11 protein-coding genes are annotated in these 18,948 nt (G+C 53.1%); 7 read left to right on the forward strand and 4 right to left on the reverse strand.

All coding sequences use genetic code 11. The features are described 5' to 3' along the window. Positions 1–25: 25 nt before the first annotated feature. Positions 26–448, reverse strand: a complete 423-nt coding sequence (locus V9K95_RS22055; protein ID WP_336442271.1) for a DUF1036 domain-containing protein — start codon at positions 446–448, stop codon at positions 26–28. A gap of 145 nt (positions 449–593) precedes the next feature. Between V9K95_RS22055 and tagH the strand changes: the two genes are divergently transcribed. Next, positions 594–1,700 carry a type VI secretion system-associated FHA domain protein TagH gene (gene tagH, locus V9K95_RS22060; RefSeq protein WP_336442272.1) on the forward strand — a complete coding sequence of 369 codons (1,107 nt, stop codon included), beginning with the start codon at positions 594–596 and terminating at the stop codon, positions 1,698–1,700. A gap of 6 nt (positions 1,701–1,706) precedes the next feature. Here the strand turns inward: tagH and V9K95_RS22065 are convergent, their stop codons facing one another. Together V9K95_RS22065 and V9K95_RS22070 are read right to left on the reverse strand one after the other, a co-directional pair. Beyond that, positions 1,707–3,917, reverse strand: coding sequence for a peptidoglycan DD-metalloendopeptidase family protein (locus V9K95_RS22065; RefSeq protein ID WP_336442273.1), 2,211 nt, complete (start codon positions 3,915–3,917; stop codon positions 1,707–1,709). A 121-nt stretch (positions 3,918–4,038) separates the two neighbouring features. Continuing rightward, positions 4,039–5,463, reverse strand: coding sequence for a caspase family protein (locus V9K95_RS22070; RefSeq protein WP_336442274.1), 1,425 nt, complete (start codon positions 5,461–5,463; stop codon positions 4,039–4,041). A 216-nt stretch (positions 5,464–5,679) separates the two neighbouring features. Between V9K95_RS22070 and V9K95_RS22075 the strand changes: the two genes are divergently transcribed. From V9K95_RS22075 to tagF, 6 genes are all read left to right on the forward strand, one after another. Further along, entirely contained in the window at positions 5,680–7,026 is a 1,347-nt protein-coding gene (locus tag V9K95_RS22075) for a type VI secretion system-associated FHA domain protein (protein WP_336442275.1), read from the forward strand. A gap of 113 nt (positions 7,027–7,139) precedes the next feature. Continuing rightward, the gene (gene tssJ, locus V9K95_RS22080) at positions 7,140–7,658 is read left to right on the forward strand and encodes a type VI secretion system lipoprotein TssJ (RefSeq protein ID WP_336442276.1); all 519 of its coding nucleotides are present in this window, start codon (positions 7,140–7,142) and stop codon (positions 7,656–7,658) included. Between the two features lie 18 nt (positions 7,659–7,676). Then, on the forward strand, positions 7,677–9,014 hold the full coding sequence (tssK, locus tag V9K95_RS22085; RefSeq protein WP_336442277.1) for a type VI secretion system baseplate subunit TssK: 1,338 nt from the start codon (positions 7,677–7,679) through the stop codon (positions 9,012–9,014). Between the two features lie 4 nt (positions 9,015–9,018). Beyond that, complete coding sequence (tssL, locus tag V9K95_RS22090) at positions 9,019–10,395, forward strand: type VI secretion system protein TssL, long form (RefSeq protein WP_336442278.1); 1,377 nt, start codon at positions 9,019–9,021, stop codon at positions 10,393–10,395. Next, entirely contained in the window at positions 10,392–13,970 is a 3,579-nt protein-coding gene (tssM, locus tag V9K95_RS22095) for a type VI secretion system membrane subunit TssM (RefSeq protein WP_336442279.1), read from the forward strand. Before tssL ends, tssM begins: the two co-directional genes overlap by 4 nt. Before the next feature lie 65 nt (positions 13,971–14,035). After that, positions 14,036–15,412, forward strand: a complete 1,377-nt coding sequence (gene tagF / locus V9K95_RS22100; protein ID WP_336442280.1) for a type VI secretion system-associated protein TagF — start codon at positions 14,036–14,038, stop codon at positions 15,410–15,412. 31 nt (positions 15,413–15,443) lie between these two features. Here the strand turns inward: tagF and V9K95_RS22105 are convergent. After that, positions 15,444–18,948, reverse strand: a 3,505-nt coding sequence (locus tag V9K95_RS22105; RefSeq protein WP_337345124.1) for an autotransporter-associated beta strand repeat-containing protein, incomplete at its 5' end; no start/stop codon positions are given.

Here is an 18,948-nt window from a genome sequence, read left to right on the forward strand (position 1 = left end):
AAAATCAGTAGATTTGATTTTCCTTTTATGATCCATCCTTCAAGAACAGCGTCCAGTTATCAGATGATTGGGTGTCGACTTCGGTAAATAGTCCTCGCAGATGGTTGCGTTGCCAGCAATCATCCTTTCCTGAGATCTGGAACTTTTTGGTGTCAACGCACAATGCCACGCTCCCTTTAAGAACAGGGCGCCCCTGTACGTCAACAGCGTGTACGTAGATATAGCGATTGGCGAGTTTCACTTTGATAACATCCGCGCAACGATTGGCAGCAATGGCCCACCAGCCTTCCGTGCGCATCTGCCCTTCAACCTGCTCGCCAATAGCCACATTGGCTATGTCGGACGTCTGGTTGCAAACGGTGAACGCAGCCGATGCGGGCATTATCGAAACCAGCAGCAAAAACGTAGCGCCCAGCACAAGTGGGACAATAGGGTTTCGAAGTATCAAATGCTGCTTTCCCCGCTTCGACCTTGCGACTTCATCAAATATGACCGACCTTGCTGATTATCTATCATCCAAATCCACTATAGTCTTGGTATTCAACACTTTATTTGAATAGGCTATAGGTGGATAGGGTCAGACGGAGAAGCAGATGCGATTGGTGCTAAGACTGGAGAATCGTTCTCTGCATGGTGACGATGTCATACCGGAATATGTATCTGACAAGCGTAGCTTCACCATTGGCCGTGCTGAAGAAGCTGATTGGACCTTGCCTGACAGGAGCCGTTTCGTTTCAACCACACATTGCAGAGTTGACTATGATAAGGACTCTTACTGGGCTGAGGATCTTTCAGCAAATGGCCTTTTGATCAATGACGAGGAACTGCAGAACAGCGCGCGGCGGGTTCTTTCTGCGGGTGACCTTATCCAGATCGGCCCTTATCAATTACGGGTTTTCTTCGAAAAGCCTGCAAAGGCTGCTCGACCCTCGGATTTTGAGCAAACGGTCATCATGCCCTTGAATGCCGATGGAAGGTTGCGTGAGATGGAGGATCGCACGATGTTCCTCGGAGTTGATCAGCTTGCGTCGCTACAGAACCTTAAACCTGTATCAGTCGCTGCTGAAGAGCCCCGACCAACCATCGTCAAACCTCGGCCTGGTGCATCCCATACCGGCGGACCGCGCGAGCGCTTCATTGAACATTTCGCTCGTGGCGCAGGACTCGACCCCGAAACTTTGGCGGGGCGTCAGGATGACGAGTTTGCCGAGCAACTCGGACAGATATTCCGCACAATCGTACCAGGATTAACGCAGTTGCTGGCTGCTCGGGCAGAAATGCGCGCTCTCATCCGCAGCACCAGACAAACGGTGCTGAAAACGAACAATAATAATCCGATGAAGTTCATCCCCGAGGCATCTACCGCTTTGGCTGCACTGTTTGGTGCAAACAAACTCGAATATCTTGATGCCGGCAACAGTTTCTCCGAAACGGTCGAGGAATTGAAGCAGCACGAACAGGCGGTATTTCAGGCGATGCAAACGGCTTTGTTTCGTCTCCTGAACGAACTGTCTCCCGATGCGATCGAAGCTTCAACTCCAAGCTCTCTGCTTTCGGGCAAGGGTGCTTATTGGGCGCGTTACGTCAAAGCATGGCGTGAACGCAACGAACCACATGAAAATGGCATTCTGGACGTTTTTCTTCATTACTTCGGCGAAGCGTACGATGAAAGGATCGTTCGTGAGCCATCTGGCGAATAGTCCCGATCAGCCGGGGACTTTGGAGAGAATATCGTCAATTGCCGAGCTGTATTGCCGGAACCGCGATGCCTTGACCCGAGCTTCACGATAAACCGGAGACGTCATACCCCCAGTGCTGCCCGACATTTTACGGTTGGACCAATCGACGATCCATCCAGCGGTTTTGCCATATAAGAACGGATTGGCTGCGAATACCGATTGGTCGAACAGCGAGCTCAACTGCGTATCTGGCGCGGCTGAAAGCACAGTTACGGCACCGCCGCCGCCAAGGAAATGGGCCAGATAGAGATTGCCTGCAGTACCGGGAATTCCTGAGGCTTTCAATGTCGCCTCATTCTCGTTCGCGAGGTTCATGACCATTTCCGTAGCAAGCGTCGGATCAAATTTTAACGCGAGGAGTTCGCTGACACTCATCTTGGAAACAAGATCGCCTCGATAGGAATTCATCATCCGTAACCATGTACTATTGATGAATTGGCCGAGACCGCTGGCAGAAGACAATGGATTGGCTGCGTTAGGGTTGCCGCCGCTCTCCACATGAATAATGCGTTGAACAAGTTTCGCTGCTTCCCCATCAAGCCCGATTTCGCTGTAGCTGGAGCCTAATGGGTCAACCAGCCGGCCATTGGCCACAAGCTCAAAATGCAGATGTGGGCCGGTGCTAAGGCCAGTAGATCCAACAAAGCCGATTATCTGACCAGCTTTCACCGATTTTCCCACTGTCACGTTACCGGCAAATCCTTGTAGATGCGCATAATGCGTCTCACGATTGCCCGCATGTCTGATCTTGATGAAGTTGCCAAAATTGCCGTTGGTACCGGCAAAAGATACGGTCCCGTCGAACGATGCATAAACGGGCGTCCCGGCAGGCGCTGACCAGTCCACGCCCTCGTGAAACTTTACCGAACCAAGAATTGGATGAACACGCGGACCAAAACCAGACCGGAATACGCCTTTGACGGGGAGCACGAAACCTTCTGCGCCGCCAAGACCCGACGTGGTGTCATTTTCCGTCATACAAGAGTAGTCACCACCACGCTCGGGCCGCAGGAGATAGCATTGCAAAGTCTCTCCGCTACGCCGGACCGATACATAAAGCACACGTCCGCTTTCGCTGGGTCCATCGCGCGGAGATTCCGAATAAAGCAATGTGACCCTGTCTTCGGGCGAGATGAACTTACCAAGGTCATACAGTCGCGACATCCGTGTAATTGTCTCGGTGACCACGTTCGAAGGTATGTCATTGCGTATCCCGGCACTATAAATGCCGTCCATGATGCGGAAATTCTGTTCACTAGCCTCGGGCTTGCCTCCTGTTACGAGTTCTGTCCAGCTTTCATCTTTCCAGGGATCGTCAATCTTGAGGTAGCTGCCGTCGTCGGCACGCGCCAAGCTGCCGATCAGCCCCTCGGTCCCGTACAGTGAAAGCTGTACCGGTGCAGTCGTCACACTCTGCGGATCCACAACTGATGTTCGCCAGACAGCAAGATAACCCGGGCGCAGCAGTTGAATGTTCAAGAGCCTGGCCACGGCTTCGGATACACGGATATTCTCACCTAGTGTTGTGTGGCCATCTGTCAGCACGTCAGCCACACTTCGTTCGGCCAGAACCTTGATTACATATTGCTGATTTTGCGGTGGGCGCTGCTTTTCGCCGATGATTTCAATATTATTGGAACTGCCGGGCATTGTCTGGCCGATCTGCGTATGTTCACTGGACGATACGCTGCCTTCCCAGCCGGCGTCGGTGGGGGCGGTGTCACCGGGTTTAGATCCGGCCTCCGGCTGGCTCATGGGCGTTGCCGATGTTGCCGGCGCTTCAGGAGCTGTTTGCATAAGGGCGAAATCTTGCGGAGTTGCAGGCAATGCTGTCATCAACCGGACGGAACTCGAAAGCATCGTGTCTGAGACATAAAAGATCGGGCCCTTTATTTCCGAGCCACTATCGTTCTTCTGGAAGCGGATTTCAGTTTTACGGGCCTGCGGCTTTTCATTGTTGACAGTTTGCAGCAGCAGCGCGTCTCGCCGGTCATCAGTTGCTGCCAGCTCGAAATCCCCCTCTTTGCCAGCGGAGTTAACCTCGCCTTCCGGGATAACCAATGTCTGGTCTGTCAAATCTTCAGGGGCATTGGCAAAACGCGGAGTAAAATATATCGCAGAACCGATCGCAGCGATAATGAAAGTGAACGAAAGGAAGCGTGTGAAACGCCGTATCAAACGCCGCCTTCCAGACAGTTTCTTTGCCTGCTTGAAGTCCGCGTTGATGGTATGGAGGGATCCTTCATGCTTCATAAGTCACCATATGAAGCTGACAAGACTTGCGCGCCCCTGACGGGCGTTATCGGTACACACCGCCAATACCAATATCGCGCAAACCTTTGCGTGGCGGCGCAGCACGGGCAGGTGCATCAATCTGCTGTCGCGGCGCTGATGTTGTTGCAGGTCGTGGCGCTCTGGCAGGTTTTACCTGAGCCCGTGGACCATTGCGTGCCGGAGCAACCGCCTGTCGAGGTGGCACATACACGCAAACGGTGTTCGTTTCACGCCGCAAGTTTTCATAATGAAACTGTGTCGGTGCAGTATCGGTAACCTTGAGGTTTCTGTTCGAATAGTACCGAGCAAGGGCTTCGCGTGAGCTCGCTCCCCACACACCGTCCAAATCAGAAGTATAGCATCCAAGCCTTTGCAATTCCTGTTGCAGACCCCAGACCAGATCCTCTGGCCCGAATATTTCTGCCGGTGCCGTAGGCATATAAATCACCGGCGGATTCAAACCGTTGCCTGGCATAATTTCCGGATTGATGGCCGGGGGGAACGGTGCAGCTCCAGCATCCGGCGGAGCAACCGTCAGACCCACTGCCGGAGGATCAATCATTGATCCAAGGTCCGTCCGGCGGGAAAGGCCCTGCCCGCCTCTTGCCGGTTGAGCAGCCATCGCAATGGTAGTCTGTTGATCCTCACCTCCATCAACCGGCCGCGAGAAGTAAAACTGTTTCTTCAAGGAAGACTGATCCCAGGGCAGCTGCTGCTCAAGTGTATTTGCGAACACATCGGCACGCACCTTGATCATCATGTTTGAGATGTCCTGGCCGGGTGCATTGATATGGTCGAGCAGCGCCTTGGTAAATGGGCTATACGAGCTGGCGCCATCATAACTGATGTTACCGGGTTGGGTGGCAAAGGCTATGAATACGTTCGCGCCGCCTGTAACCTGTGCAAGGCCGGCATTTACCGATCCGCCGCCCGGCAAGGGGTTATTACGACAGGCGTCAAGAAAAATCAGTGTCTGACGGTCCGGCGATTGTACTTCGGCAATGATCCTGTCGAGGCTGATTGTCTCCTCGACAATCTTTGTCCGATCATTGAGATGCGCATCGACGGGCACCAGATAATTCGTACCGTTCAACTGAAATCCATGGCCCGAAAAATAGACGAGTGAGACGTCCGCAGTCTTGGCCTGCACTTTAAAATCTTCGAAAATCCTGTCGAATTCGGCGCGCGTAGTGTTGTTTGCAGGAAAGATATCAAATCCCTGCGCTCTCAATGCGTCCGAGATACCTGCGGCATCATTTGCTGGGTTTTCGAGCTTCTCGACATTCTGGTAGTCGGCGTTACCGATGATCAAGGCAATGCGTTTTTGTACCGGAAGCCCCAGTATTTCTGCTTGGGCACTCTGCAGCGCAAAAAACAGCGCAATAAGCACCGCACCCACGTGTAGCGCGAATGAAGTCAATCGACTGATATATTGCACATGAGAGGACACTCACTGTCTCTTTAACTTGCGGGCGTTACCAGACAAGTCCTATCGTCCGGTGCACTCCTGTTTTCATCCGATCTTCAGCAGATCACAGTGTATACACAAAATTAGCCTAGATATCGCTGTACTTGCAACTGTCTTGTGGTGAAGACTAAGATATCAGAGTTATTTGTCCGTCGTAAGACGCACAGATTTATTGCCTACCATATGCAGGAACTACAAATGCGAATTGAACTTCAAGCCATGAACAACTCGAATGACACCTCTTTTGGTGGTTCCATGGTGGTTCAAGGGCGGCATTTTACCATAGGCCGGGGCGAAAGCTGCGATTGGGTAATCAAGGATAGCCGCCGTGTCGTTTCAAAGCATCATTGCACATTGGAACAGCGCGATACGGGCATCTATCTTATCGACAAAAGTACAAACGGCGTCAGCGTTGGTGGAATTGCTGTCGACCGGCAACATGGTCAGCAATTGTTTGATGGCGACACTATTGAGATCGCAGACTACCGCTTTAAACTTGTCATGCAGAAGAACGCCGCCATTCGAACACCTGTCGCGCAAAGTAGCAGCGCTGACTTGCTGGCAGGGCCAAGCGTGACGTCAATTCTATCGGACATTGCTCCTGCGGGCGTCGGAGCCACGGGGCAACTGCCCGGCGAAAGCCACGATGAATTGTTTGACAAGCCAGCCAAACCTGCATCGCGTGAAGGCTTGGGCGTCTCCGATATCGGCTGGGATGGGCCGCCCGAAACTGAAGTGGATATCATCAAGCCGTATCGGGCCACCCGCCCTTCTTCACTTTCTGACAGGATAGAACAAACGCCAGCGGCAAACTCCTTGTTTGAATTGCCGGTCGTGCGCCCTATCCTTCCGGACAATTGGGATAGTGATGACGAAGAACCGGTAATCGAACAGCAGCCGGTCCGGTTTGAGCAGCCTTCGATAACGCCCGAAGCCATAGCTCCTGTACCAACGCCATCAAAAGCGGCCCCAGCAAGAACCGTTTCAGCACAGGAAGCTGCTGAACTGCTTCAGGCTTTTATGGATGGTGCGGGATTGGATGCATCGACACCCGGTCTTGATCCGGAACAGTTTTTGCGAAAAGCCGGCGCAGTTATGCGAATCGCCTTGAGCGAACTCTATGAAATGCATGTAGGAAAGAATGCATCCGCTGCTCGCCTGGAGCTGGAAGGCATTGTTGGAGACACACCCTGGATATTCTCATTGGCAAGCCAAGAGGACAGCCAGCGGATGTATCGCGTCGTGGAGTTCATCAACGAGGCTGAACCTGCTGACATGAAGCTCATTGAGCGCGACTTTCGCTCCATCACCAATTACCAGACCAAGCTGTCGGCAGCCGTGCTGGACTTTATTGGAGAGGTCCAACAGGCGATCGATCCTTCAGTTCTTGCAAGCAAAACCAAATCAAAAGCGATCCCTGCGCTGCGTAAGGCAGCTCTTTGGGATGAATTCCTTGCCTCGACAACACTTTTCGAGGAACAACAGGACGAACGGCGCAAACCTGCACTACTGAAACTTTTTCGCAAATTCTTTTCCAAAACATAAATCTCGCCCACTCAAGATTACGTTGACGTGAAGGTGTCTTATCTGCAAGTTACAACCAGTTTGGTCACTTAGGCTGTGTCAAGTCCATAAATGGATTGCATCGGGAGAGTAGTATGCGTTTTGAAACGCTTGAAGTATCTAAGTCTCGTCACCAAAACACATCGTCAAAACGATCTTTTCATTTCGCTTTTGCTGCTTCGGCGGCAGTGTTTCTTTCTGCCTGCACATCAACACCCGAGAACACGGGGCCGCAATACCAGGAACCAATTCCTGTCACTGTTTCCGCCAGCAGTTCAGCCAATCCGTCACCTTCCGGCTCGGCCACGCCCACAGCGGTAGAAGTATTCGTGCTGAAGTCGCCCGGCCGCTTCCAGTCACTCGATTATTTTCAGCTGAAAGGCGGAAGCGCACTCGGTGACGACCTTGTAGAGCGCAAGACGATTTCTGTACGTCCGGGTGAGACTGCCAATCTGGTCATCAATCCTGGCATTGACGGTGCATATGCTGGTGTAATCGCCGGTTTCCGCGACATTGAGAACGCCCGCTGGCGTGCACTCGTTCCGATTTCAGGCTCCGGGAACTTAAGCATTTCTGTCGGAAGACTGTCTGTCAGTGCGTCCGCCAGCAATTAATCGATACGGTGTTTATTGATGGAACATGACAATCGCGTCGTCTGGTCGGAAGGCATGTTCCTTCGGGCGCAGCATTTCCAGCAACAGGACCGCTGGACCGAGAAGCTTGTAAAGGCGGCAACACGTGAACTGGTAAAGTTCCCGTGGGGTGTTTCCCGTCTTGCTATTAATGAACAGCTTTTGAGCAATGGTCTGTTTGCTCTTTCCAGTGCGCGGGGAGTGATGCCGGACGGCACTGTTTTCGAAGCCCCCGGCCCCGTTGATCTGCCCCCAGCACTGCGACTGGAGGAAGGTACCAAGAATGTTCTGGTCTATTTGTGCCTTCCCATGCAACAGGCAGGACTTGCTGAAGTAGGCGGCGAGACTACACCGGGACGCAGCATTCGTTATGCGCGTCAGAAGTATGAGGTGCAGGATACGAATGAAGGCAGTTCAATTTCAGCACTGCTGGAGGTTGGCAGGCTGCGCCTGAATTTTCTTTTGTCAGACGAAGAATTGGCCGGTTATGATCGCATAGCTGTAGCCCGCATTGTCGAGGTTCGACAGGATCAATCGGTCCTACTTGACGATACCTTCATTGCATCAGCCACAAATTGCGCAGCCCAGCTTCAACTCGAAAATATCGTCACCGAAATTTTGGGTATCATGTCCCACCGTGCCGAAGCGATCGCCGATCGAATGGGCGATCCATCCATACGCGGCACGGCAGAGGTTTCCGACTTCCAGTTCCTGCAAGTCCTTAACCGCAATGAAGCAGTCTTCCGGCATCACCGCGAAAATCTTGCTGCTTTGCATCCGGAGACGCTTTATGTGCTCTGTGCCCAGCTTGCCGGAGAGCTTTCAACCTTCACTAAGCAACGACGCAGGGGGTCGGTTTTCCCCGGCTACCGCCATGTTGATTTGCGCGGCTCTTTTGATCCGGTTCTGGCAGATTTGCGCGAGTCACTTTCTTCCGTGCTGGAACGTTCAGCGGTGGAAATTCCACTCGACGAACGCAAGCATGGTGTACGCGTTGGCACGATTACAGACCGCAATCTGCTCCTCGGCAGCGGCTTTGTATTAGCTGTACGAAGCGATATGCCATCGGAAGCACTTCGCAGCACCCTGCCTCGCCAGATCAAGGTCGGTCCAGTCGAACGTATCGCCGAACTGGTCAATGTCGCTCTTCCAGGCATAGCGGTTCGCCCACTGCCTGTAGCGCCGCGCCAATTGCCTTATCGCCCGGGCACAAGCTATTTTGAACTCGATAAAGACGGCCCCTTGTGGAAACAGCTTAGCACTTCCGGTGCTATCGCTCTGCATCTGGCCGGTGAGTTTCCGTCCATTGAGTTTGAGCTTTGGGCAATAAAGTCATGACGCTATGAGTGACGACAAGTTCTGGCGCAGCGAACCGACGATCATAAAGCCAAAACCCGGCGGTGATCGTGGTCGTAATGCCCAATCCAGTATCGCCGATTCTGCCGAAACGACCACGTTGCAAGCTGCATTGACTGAAGGCGGCGTGGAGATGATCGACGGCACACCTAAAGGCCTGCCGTTTTTAGTGTCGGCAGCACGGCCACAGCTCAATCTGCTTTATCATTTGCGCGGACTTCATGAAGGTCCCGATCCAGATCAGCTGCGTACGGCGGTCATTGACGAAATGCGCGCATACGAACGCAAAGTAGCCAATGCCAACGTCGATGCCCAGCACGCACGCGTTGCCCATTATGCCTTGTGCGCCACTATTGACGACGTCGTCTTAAGCACACGATGGGGCGGCGCAAGCAATTGGGCGAGCAACAGTATCGTCTCGACGTTCCACCGGGATGTGCAGGGCGGCGAACGTTTTTTTGAACTGCTTGAGCACTTTCACAAAGATCCAGGCCGCAACCGAGATATTCTGCTGTTGCTGTATCTGTGTCTTTCGCTCGGTTTCAAAGGCAAACTTAGGGTTAGTGCGCGTGGCGCGTTGGAACTGTCCCAGATCAGAGACAGCCTGTACCGGACGCTTCAAGCCACAATGGGAGATGTCGAACGAGAAGTGTCGCCGCATTGGCGCGGAATCAATGCTCGCTTCCTCAAGGGGCGCTTCAAGAATCTTTATCCGACCTTGCTTGGTTTACTGGTACTGCTTTGCGCCTTCGGTTACATCGGCATTCTGCGGCTGCTCAATAGAGACTCAGACGCAGTCATGGTAGCCATGGCGGCTGCACCACCCCAAGGCAATCCATCAATTAAAGTTGCCGAACCAGCTCCCCAGCCCGTCGAGCAGGTTGATCGGATTCGTAATTTCCTCGCTTTCCTGCAACCGGAAGTAGATCGCGGCCTGGTTACAACTCAACGCAACGGTAATCGCGTGCTCGTGCGTTTTCGTAACGCAGGCTTTTTTGCATCGGCAAAAGCAGACGTGTCACCGCAGTTTCGGGGTCTGATAGATCGCATTGGGAGGGCCATTGCGCAGGAGCATTTTGCGGTGCAGGTTTTCGGTCATACCGATAATGATCCGATCAGAAATAATGCTCGGTTTCCGTCAAACTTTGATCTATCGCGAGCACGAGCAGAAAACGTCGCAAAAATCCTCGGGGCCTATGTACCTGGCAATCAAATTACGTTCGAGGGCAAGGGCGAGTCTGAACCGATCGATACGAATGATACCAAAGAGGGTAAAGAGGCAAACAGGCGAACAGAAATCGTCGTAATTGCTACTCCGCGCCCCGAGAATGACACGGCAACCGGCGCAGGCACTCAACAGTGAATATCCTCAATTGGCTCTACACAATCCGATCTTATCTTGAGGGCTACGCCGGCTTCCTCAAGGGCGGCAGGTTTTGGTCGCTAATCTGGGTTGTCGCCATTTCTGTGATGATCTGGTTTTACGGCGAAAGCGTAGCCTTCGGCCAATGGCGCCCGCTGGAAACCGAATATAGCCGTCTGGTGGCGATTGGCGTCGTCGTACTGGCTTGGCTTATCTATGTAATTGTTTCGGCATTCAGGCGTCGCCGGGCTGAAGCTGCGATGATTGATGCCGTCGCGGAAGACGGCACGGCTTCCGAAGCAGATGCAAGAGAAGAGGTTACGCTCCTCAGGCAACGCCTCAAAGACGCACTGCTGCGCCTCAAATCGATCAGCAAAAAGCGGTTTGGCTACGTTTACGACTTTCCCTGGTATCTGATCATCGGTTCTCCCGGATCCGGCAAGACAACTGCGCTGGTGAATTCAGGCCTGTCCTTTCCCTTTGCCGATGAAATGGACGAGCAGGCCATTCAGGGCGTTGGTGGCACACGCAGTTGCGACTGGTGGTTTACCGATGAGGCTGTGCTGATTGATACAGCCGGGCGCTACACAACGCAGGACAGCGATGTTACCGTTGACAGTACTGCATGGCAAAGCTTTCTGGGTCTACTGAAGCGTCATCGCCCGTTAAAGCCAATCAATGGCGTTATCGTAACGATCAGCATGGCGGACATACTTACCCAAAGTGCGCAGGCGCGCTTTAAGGAAGTTCGCATACTCAAACAGCGCCTGCGTGATCTTGAAGACAATCTGAAGGTACGCCTGCCCGTATATCTCGTGTTCACGAAGGTTGATATGCTTGCGGGATTTGGCGAGTTCTTCGACAATTTCAACAAGTTTGATCGTGAACAGGTTCTGGGAGTTACCTTCCCGCTTGGCGTCAGTCAGTCGAAAGGCAAGATCGCTCAGGCATTTTCGGGTGAAATCGATCTGCTGCTGGAACGCATGCACAAGATATTGCTGGAGCGCATGCAACAGGAGCCCGATGATATCCGGCGAAGCAGCGTATTCCGGTTCCCCGCACAATTTGCATCTATCAAGAATGTGCTTGTCGAACAGATCGGCGAACTGACTGCGAGTTCAAAACTGGTTGGTGCGCCACTGCTGCGCGGCGTCTATTTTGTTTCCGCCACCCAAACCGGGGCAGTTTATGACAAGGTTGGCCGGTCGACTTCCGAGCGTTTCTCGTTTCTGCAGGAACCGAATACAACCGGAACGGTCTCGCAGAAGGCATTCTTCCTGTCGCGTCTGTTCAATGACGTGATCTTTGGTGAAGCCAATCTCGTTACGACAGATCTCAAAGTTCAGCGCCGCAAGCGCATCATGTCTGCAATCTTCTATCTGGTTCCCCTGGTTATTGCCGGCGGACTGTTCGGAGGCTGGGCACACGCCTATTTCACCAACCAAGGCACGATGGGCGCCGTGAATGCAAGGATTGCATCCTATAACCGCGAAGCGATGTCCATTCCTGTCGAAGACATAACGACTGACGATTTAAACCGCGTTTTATCACCGCTTGATACGTTGCGCGGAGCCCTTACCGATGACATTGCGGGCAAGAGCCGTTGGTATCACTTTGGTACTGATCAGGAAGAAAAACTTCGGGAAAGCATGCAGGCGACTTATGCCCGCGGGTTAAATGGTTTCCTGTTGCCGCGTTTGCTGGTTCATCTGCAAAACCGGATGAATGACCCGAAGATCAGCACGGGCCAGCTCTATGATACGCTTAAACTCTACAGCATGCTTGGCGGCCTCGGGCCGCTTGATGAGGAATTTGCTTTGCGTCAGCTGCGGGCAACGTTTGACACAAGCCTGCCCGGTGCTGGACGCACCCAGGTCCGCGAAAGTTTGCTTGCTCACAGTCGTGCGTTGCTGTCGCGGCCATTGACGGCAGTAACACTCGACGACAACCTGATCAAAAAGGCCCGCGAAAAGCTGAGCGCCATCCCGCGGGCACAGCAACTGTACGAACTTCTTGTAGCAAGCCCTGATGCTCTTGCGCTACCCGAGTGGCGGCCTCTCGACAAAGCAGGTTCAGGAGCAAAACTGCTGTTCGCGCGGCAGACCCTAACGGACTTGCGTGAAGGCATACCGGGCGTTTTCACGCGTGACGGCTACTTCAATTATTTCCTGCCCCGTCTGGCGGAAATGGCAGAACAATTCGCCAAGGAAGGCTGGGTTATTGGCGAAGATCAAGCGAATGCAGAATCTGGTGACGATCTCAAGACCAATGTATTGCGCATCTATTTCAATGCCAACCGCATGCAATGGGCAGCGCTTCTGAGCGACCTCACCATTCTTCCTGCTCCCGATCTTATTCAAGCCGCTGAGATTGTGCGTATTCTCGCTTCCAATGATAATCCTCTGCGCACTCTTGCCACTGCCATCGCTGATGCAACGAATCTCGACCCGCAGCAGTTTGCGGCACCTGAAACACCTAAAAATCCAGCCCCCAAAGAGGGTGCAACAGACGAAGCGCAGCGGCGTCTGGCAGAGGAAAAGGCCAAGGCAGAATCCGCACGTGTTGAGGCGTTGCAATTGTTGACCGATGGTTTTGAAACAAACATGCTCGATCCCTACGCTGCATTGCGTAAATCACTGCAGGCGCCTGAGGGTCAAAAATCGGAATTTGCGGATCTTTCTCCGATCCTTGAAGAGCTGTCCCTGCAATTGAGCCGCGCCGCAATCAACGCCGGAGATGTCAACACAATCTTCGGCGTAGAAAGCAAGCTTGTATCGGCCAATCAGATGCTGGTGACACAGGCACAGCGCCTGCCTGAACCGGTAAGTATCTGGATTGGCCGTCTTGCGACAGATATTGCGCGATTGACAGCTAACGGTGCCCGTCAGTCCATGTCTGCCATGTGGCAGGCTTCAGCGGCACGCGTTTGCAAGGCTGGTATCGAGGGCCGCTATCCTTTCAACCCCAATGGTGTCAACGATGTCGCCATCAACGATTTCATTCGCATGTTCGGACCATCCGGTGAGTTTGCAACATTCTTCCAATTGCATCTGAAGCCGTTCGTCGACGTATCACAGTCCCCATGGCGCTTAACCGGAATGAACGGTGCCGAAGCTATTCCAAGCGATGCTCTCATCCAGTTTGAAAATGCTCAAGAGATACAGACCGCCTTCTTCTCAAAGGGCGGCAACGAGCTAAGTCTCGATCTGGATATTACGCCGGCTGACCTTGATAGTAATTCGACGAGTGTCTCTCTCGATATCAATGGCAAGAACATTACCTACGATCACGGCCCTCCCCAAACCCAGTCCTTCCAATGGCCGGGCGAAGGGAATCGCGAAGCACGCATCGCCTTCAATCCTCCGGGACCTGGTACAACCAAAAAGACAAATGGCCCGTGGGCGATGTTCCGCCTGTTTGACATGGCGCAAAAAAATGTGTCCAGCGCCGATCAGTTTACTGCAATATTCCGCATAGGCAGCCGTAGGGCGAGCTTTGATATCAGGGTCGGGTCAGTGCTCAATCCATTTGCGTTGAATGCAATACGCTCGTTTAAATGCCCTGAGGGCCTGTAACCTCAATTCTCAGATACAAGGCAATGGACGCCTGCCAGACCAATAGAAGTAAGGAACCAGGTTTTATGCACCACCGTGACACGGTCTTGGCGGGTTATTTCGGCAAAATCCCCTCAAAGGGAGATTTTGTCAGCCGGCGCATTGATCGCAATGTTCGTGCGCATTTTGATCAGTGGCTTCAATCCGCGTTACAGACAAGTCAGGAAACACTCGCTGGTGAATGGCTGGAGCTTTATCTGAACGCACCGATATGGCGTTTTTATCTGGAGGCGGAAATATGCGGACCCTATCCCGTTGTGGGGACGATGATCCCGAGCGTTGACAAGGCAGGCCGTTATTTTCCTTTTCTCGCAGCAGCACAAATACCGGACTTTGCCCTTTCCGTTGCCGCAGTCGGGCAGACTGATGAATGGCTGCAGTCGCTCGAGGGTCTGGTCTTAAGTGTGCTTGACGATGACTTCGATCTCGATTTTTTCGATCACCGGCTGGCTAAAATAGCTTTTAATATCGGCCAGCCCAATCAGCATAGCGAAACCACAGCTATATTTGCTCCCCTTGCGGCAGCACTGAATGATCAAAGCTCTGGCCCACGTTCAGTATGGTGGACTTCAGGCTCGGATCGACGCAAGGCTGGCATCTCGCTCTACAGCGGTTGGCCGTCAGCCAGCGCCTTTGCATCGTTCTTTACTGACGGCTCCGCACCCGCGAATTTTGATGACGTCTTCGAGCGCGCACGCCAAAGCGGACTGTCCCGTCACAATAACGGCATGTCTTCTGAATCTGCCAAAGCCGGAGCGCTATCTTTGGCTGCACGATCCCATCGGGGAACATTGGCTGAGCAAAACATCGAAAGCTTCGTGTTTCGATTGGATAAAGGGCTTGTCTCCATCGCGGATGGAACCTTTGGCCTCAGTCGCAGTGCAACTATTTCACGCTTCCTGCTGGCAGCTTTGGACAGCGTTCCGTTGCCGGCTGGCATTGATGATGCTTTACAGGTCCTGCAGGAAAGATTGGAGGATGCCAAACGTGCATTGACCGAGCGTCTTGATATCACCGTCGCTGGTCCTGCGCTGCAGGCGGGCGTGCTCAGCTTTCTCTTTCGCGAAAGCCGGTTTGGATTGATCGTGCAGGGAAATGTTCACTGCATCCTGCTTCGAGGCGATGAAGTGATCGAGTTAACCGATACCAGCCTTAGCAAACGTTCGGGCTCTACCCTGCAACTACAATTCAAAGCAACATCCAGCACTGTTACCGGCGAGCTTTTGCCCGGAGACAAATTTATGCTGATGACGGCGAACGTTGCCGAAGGCGTACTCGAACCCAGTGACCCCGGCTTGATGGCCAACGACCGGGTTGAAGCGATCGTCGACAGAATTATCGATAATACATTGATCAATGGAACAGCTGATAATCTGACAGTCGTAGCTCTGTCGGTTAGTTAACAACACCGGATCGATAAGTTAAAGTCAGATCTTAGAATTGCATTCTGAACTGTGCTGTCACTGCACCGCCAACGACATCTTCGCCGAATTGGAAATCACCCCGCACGCTTCCGACCATCAGGCGTTCAGCACCACCGATCTTGCCTGTCAACGATAAAAGATTCATGCCGATACTTGCTTCCCCATACGTCTGAAGCCGCTTCGTTGTGACTGGAAGCACGATCGGATTAGCGCTGTTTTGATCAATCGTCATGGTTGCATCGATATCGCCGGCAAAATCATGGTAGGCCGTTAGCGTAATAAACGGTGAAAGGCGAAGGCGATCATCAAGAACGAAATAATTCTTTGAAACAGTCAACCCTCCAAAGCTGATCATGCTCTCGACATCCTCAAAGCGAACTTTGCCCTCTTTTTGGTTGAGGAGAATGTTGCGTGGTATTGACAGATCATCAGTCTGATTCATCGAGTAGGTAAAGCCAACGGCAGGAATAAGACTCCAATCGTTTCGTGCGTAGGTATAGGAAGCCGAACCGCCAATAGAGTTCCGGGTCCCAGAAACCTTCTCGCCCCCAATTTGAAACACTTCATCATTCACATTGACAGTATAATCAGTCAGTTCTTGGCGGACTTGCAGATCCAGGAAAAGCGGGCCTTTGGTAAAGGCCGCATAGGCACCATAGAAAACAGACTGGAAATCCGTTGTATTTTCATAGTTCTTTTGATCGGAACTACCAAATATCTGACCCGCGGTAACGCCGACGTTGATGTTGGCGTCTGTGTCATTGATGTTGAAGAGGCCGCCGTCAAAACCAAACTGATAGCCTATATACTGGGAATCCAGTTTAGCGGGCGTATCTATCAGCGTTCCGTCGGGCTGCCGGATTGTTCCTGACGTCTCGATTGTTGACATGCCAGAATTGGTCCGCATCCAGGGCGCAATGCCGAACTGATTTTTATCGGGATCAATTGGCGCCGAAACAAGGCCGCTTGACGGTTTGAAAAAAGATGAAGCAACGACGTTCTGGGCAGCGATAAAACCTGAAACGACGGCGCTTGCAGCATTCCCGTCAACCCCTGATTTAACCACATACTGATATCCGTTACCCCCGCTGGCAGGTTGACGGACAAGATCATAACGGACAACACCACCGGTGGGCAAACCATCTGCGGTAACGTCAAGGTTATTTCCAGACCCCTGAATATCGACCAGCAGTATTGAACTTCCAAGAATCGGTTCTGTTACTTCGGAAATATTATTGAGACGGAGATTCATTTTGCCCATGGCAACGCCGCCAATTGTAATGACGTCGGCGCTTTCAGCTGCAAGGTCGATATCAAGCAAAATCTGCCCCGACTGCCCACCCTGATAATTCGAAGTAAGATTAAAACGATCGCCGGTTCTGTCATTGACAAGACTGACGCCGCCACCGGTTAATGACAAATTGGCTTGGGTCTGGTTTGTGCCGCCCATTTGCAGCAGACCGCCGTTGATCGCTGTACTTCCGTTCAACGCGCCGAGAGTGCCGCCATTGCCAAGCTGCAGGATGCCGCTGCTGATTGTTGTGCCGCCCGTATAGGTGTTCGTGCCGGTAAGGACCGTGGTTCCGGTGCCAATCTGGCTGACGCTGCCGCTGCCGTTGATAGCGCCGCCAAATGTCAGAGTGTTGGAGCGGTTGAAGGCAAGCTGGCCATTATTGGCGATGTTGCCGGTTACTGCGCCGCTCGTGCCGCCATTGCCAAGCTGCAGGATGCCGCCACCGATCGTCGTGCCGCCGGAATAGGTGTTGTTACCGGTCAGTGCCAATGTGCCGGCACCTTGTTTGCTGAAGGCACCGGTGCCGTTCAAGGCCTGCGATACGGTGAAGGTGTTGCCTGCCGTAGCAACGTCAATTCCGCCGCCTTCACTTGTCATGGTAAGGCTACGGCTTGCGGCCAATTCCGCATAGCTCGTGCCCGTCACCTGCAGGACGCCGCCATCTAATCGCAGTGAACCATTTGCCGCGCCGAGGTTCGCATCCGCCGATACCGACAGTTTTCCGTCACGGATTGTTGTGCCGCCCGTGTAGGTGTTTGTGCCGGTCAGTACCAATGTGCCGGCACCTTGTTTGTTGAAGGCACCAGTGCCGTTCAAGGCTTGCGATACGGTGAAGGTATTGCCTGCCGCAGCAACGTCAATCCCGCCGCCATTGCCAGTCATGGTGAGATCGCGGTTGTTGCTCAGGCCGGTCAGCCCCGTACCCGTGACCTGCAGAAGCCCGCCATTCAATGTCAGAGAGCCATTGGCCGCGCCGAGATTCTCGTCGGCCGATACCGACAATGTTCCATTGTCGATCGTCGTTCCGCAATGGCTGTTGGCCCCCCCAAGCTTAACGGTACCTCCACCGGTTTTTGTGATGCCACCGCAGCCACCGGCACCGCCCGTAATCGGTACATCAATTGATCCGGTCACACCCATAAGTGCATTTAGCTTCATGGGGTTGGACGCATTATCGGTTACCAGAGCACCGCCTGTACCGGCGACAAGGCTGTATCCATTATTGACGAACTGAAGACCTCCTGCCTTCTGCGCGCCCTCAACAGTCACCACTCCTCCCGATTCGCCGGTCGTGTTCTTGAAAATCGCGAGATTACCCTTGAAAGGGGCAGGCCCTTCTCTGTCGGCGTTTACCCAAAGCGTGTCATTATTCCATGTGCCAGTGCCTCCGGCGTCGTCATCGCCTTTCCAATATTGCTCCGACCCATTCGAAACGACGATATCGACATACCCCCCTGTTGTCGTATCGATCGTGAAAATCTCATTGCCCAGACCGCTTGGCAATGTTCCAATGTTGATGCCGTTATCAGCCATGCTACCATAGGACATAATCCGGTAGTAACCGATGCCTGCGCCGCCAGCGTCGGAAAGGTTAAGCGTCCCATCAAGGGTCAGTTTACCGCCAACAGCAATAAAATCATTTATGCTGCTGCCCCGATCTGTATTGGTACCAGGCGTTGACAGTTCGAACTCGGAAGTGGAGCCCGCGCCAAGCGTCAAGTCACCACCAATTGACAAACGGCCAACCGAGGCACCCGGAGCGATCGATCCGCCGTCTGCTACATTGACATTGCCGCCGACAGTGCCGTTGCCGCCCAGTTGCCCTCCAGCGGCAACATTTACATTGCCGCCTAGATTGCTGTCTACGCGCAGTCTACCTTTTGTAACATCTGTGTTGCCCGCAAAAGTGCTGCTGTCGCCAGTAACGACCGTGGTGCCGCTGCCAATCTGGCTGATGTTACCGGTACCGATGATTGTACCATCAAGCGTCAGTGTATCCGAGCGATCAAGGACAAGCTGGCCATTATTGGCGATGTTGCCAAGTATCGAACCGCGGGTGCCGCCATTGCCAAGCTGCAGGATGCCGCTGCTGATCGTTGTGCCGCCCGTATAGGTGTTCGTGCCGGTAAGGACCGTGGTTCCGGTGCCAATCTGGCTGACGCTGCCACTGCCGTTGATAGCGCCGCCAAATGTCAGCGCGTTGGAGCGGTTGAAGGCAAGC

It is taken from the genome of Phyllobacterium sp. CCNWLW183 (assembly GCF_037203775.1).
In the GTDB taxonomy this organism is placed as follows: domain Bacteria; phylum Pseudomonadota; class Alphaproteobacteria; order Rhizobiales; family Rhizobiaceae; genus Phyllobacterium; species Phyllobacterium ifriqiyense.